The organism is Plasticicumulans sp., assembly GCF_035331805.1.
In the GTDB taxonomy this organism is placed as follows: domain Bacteria; phylum Pseudomonadota; class Gammaproteobacteria; order Competibacterales; family Competibacteraceae; genus Plasticicumulans.
The window spans coordinates 1-2,457 of the sequence record NZ_DAOLKE010000452.1; the positions used below are offsets into that span (position 1 = coordinate 1).

Annotated in this window: 2 protein-coding genes; both read right to left on the reverse strand. The window is 73.1% G+C overall.

The window, feature by feature from the left end:
* Nucleotides 1-1,640: biotin/lipoyl-binding protein (locus tag PKE44_RS18255; protein ID WP_324554086.1), on the reverse strand; the 1,640-nt coding region annotated here is incomplete at its 3' end.
* Nucleotides 1,641-1,645: 5 nt separating this feature from the next.
* Nucleotides 1,646-2,457: HlyD family efflux transporter periplasmic adaptor subunit (locus PKE44_RS18260; protein ID WP_324554089.1), on the reverse strand; the 812-nt coding region annotated here is incomplete at its 5' end.

Genomic DNA, 2,457 nt, shown 5'->3' on the forward strand with positions numbered 1-2,457 from the left:
ACCGTCAGCCGCGCGGCCTGCGCGCGCGCGCCTTCGAGTTCGGTGGCGACGCGCAGCAGCTCCTGACGCTCGATCGGATTGCGGTCATTCAGGCGCGCATCGAGCGTGTGCGTCGCGGTCACGGCTTCGAGCACCGCGAGCTGCTGCGTCAGCGTCGCGATGCGGTGTTCGAGATCGGGATTGTCGAGCACGAGCAGCCGCTCGCCGGCCGCGACCGTCGAGCCTTCGGCGACCGCCAGCTTCTGCACGCGCCCCGGCTGGCCGGCGAACACCTGCACCTCGCGCGCCGCCAGCAGCACGGCCGGCGCCGACACCGAGCCGTGCCACGGCAGCAGCAGCAGCGCCGCGAGGGCCGCGAGCAGCAGCATCGGCACGCGCCAGGCCCGCCAGTGGCGCAGTCTTGCGCGGCGTTCGTGCCAGGCGCGCAGCTCCGAGTACAGCGGCAGCGCGATGAACCAGCCGAGTTCGACCAGCATCAGCGCAATCCCCAGCGCCTTGAAGAAGTAGTGGTAGACCGCGAGCGCGATGCCGACGAACAGCCCGAAGCGGTACACCCAGGTCGCCCACGCATACGCCACCAGCAGCCGGCGGCGCGCCGCCGGCAGCCGCTCGGGCGGTGCTTCGCCGAGGCCGAACAGCGCCTCGCGCAGCCGCCAGCGCCCGAGCGCGAAGGAACGCGCCTGCAGGTTCGGCTCGTCGAGCGCATCGGCGAGCAGGTGATAGCCGTCGAAGCGCATCAGCGGATTCAGGTTCACGGCCAGCGTCAGCAGCCAGGCGGTGCCGGCGAGCACGTGCATGCCGTTGCGGAGCGCGCCGTCCGGCAGCAGCAGCCAGAGCCATGAGGCGATGGCCGCGAGCGCCAGCTCGACCAGCACGCCGGCGGCCCCGATCGCCAGACGCTTGCGGCGTTCGACCAGCTGCCAGGCGGCGCTGGCGTCGGTCCAGCACACCGGCCAGAACACGATGAAGGCCACGCCCATCGCCGGCACGCGGCAGCCGTAATGGTGCAGCGTGCAGGCGTGGCCGAACTCGTGCAGCACCTTGGAGACCGCGAGGCAGGCGCCGACCGCCAGCGCGCCGCGCAGATCGAAGTCGAACGGGAATTCGTGCGTGAAGCGCTCCCAGCGGCCGAGGATCGCCAGCAGCCCGCCGAGCGCCAGCACCGCGACCGTCAGCGCGCAGGCGCGCGTCCACACCCAGGCCAGCCACGGCTGCATCGCGCGCAGCAAGGCATCGGGCCGCAGCAGCGTCACGCGCAGGAACAGGTAGTGATGCAGCAGCCAGCTCGCCCAGCCGCGCTGCAGCCGTGCGCGCCGCTCGGCGTGCAGGCGGCTGGCGTCGGCATGGCCGATGGCGAGCAGCTGCTGATCGGCGAGGAAGCGCACGAACGCATCAAGATCAGCGGCGGCGGCCGTCAGCGTCGTCTCGGCCCGCACCGCGGCGAGCACGGCCTCGGGCGAACCGAGCGCCCAGCGGCGCAGGAACTCGATTTCCAGCCAGCCGAGGCGCACGTAGCGGTTGGTGGCCGGGTCGTGCAGCGTCCAGCCCGGCGCGCCGTCGCGCGCCGGTGGCCCCGGATACAGCTTCAGCTCCTCGCGCAGCGGCGGCAGGCTCGCGCTGCCCGTCGTGGCCGGGCTCACAAGGCTCACAGGTTCAGCCAGCGCGCCAGCACCGCCAGCGGCCGGCGCAGCAGCCAGGCGCCGAGCGTGGTGTCGGCACCGTAGACGCGGGCGGTGCCGCGCAGGCCGGGGCGCAGGTCGGCGGCATTGCCGGTGCGGCCGGCATCGAGGCTGGCCTTCAGCCGGTAGGCGGCGACGCCATCGGCGCCGGGCACGGCCGTGTAGCCGATCACGCGCAGCCGCGCGCCGAGCGGCCGGTCCGGGGCGACGTTCGGGAAGAACAGCAGCGCGTCGCCGGCTGCGAGCAGCAGCGGATCGCTGGCCGGCAGGTGGACTTCGAGTTCGATATCTTCGGGGCGCGCGACCACGAGGATCTTCTGCCCGACCGCGACCGGCCGGCCGAGCCAGTCGTTCGGGTCGTCGAAGATCGCGATGCCGTCCTGCGGCGCGCGCAGCTGCAGGCGTTCGAGCAGCGTCGCGTAGTAATCGCGCTCGGCAGCCTGCTGTTCGACGCGCCCGGCCAGCGTCGCCAGCGTCGCCTTGGCGCGCGCATCGCTGAAGGCCTGCTGCGAGGCGGTCTGGAATTCGGCGAGCGCGACCTCGCGCGCGCGCGTTGCGACTTCGAGCTTGCTGCGTACCTCGGTGGCATCGAGCCGCAGCAGCGGCTGACCGGCGCTGACGCGCTGGTTCGGTTCGATCTGGAAGGATTCGATGACGCCGTCGACCGGCGCGCGCACCAGCGCCGGCAGCCGCGGCACCAGCTCGGCCGGCGCCAGCACGCTCTGGCGGATCGGCCACGCCGCGAGCAGCGCCAGCACCAGCAGCGCCGATGCCCAGT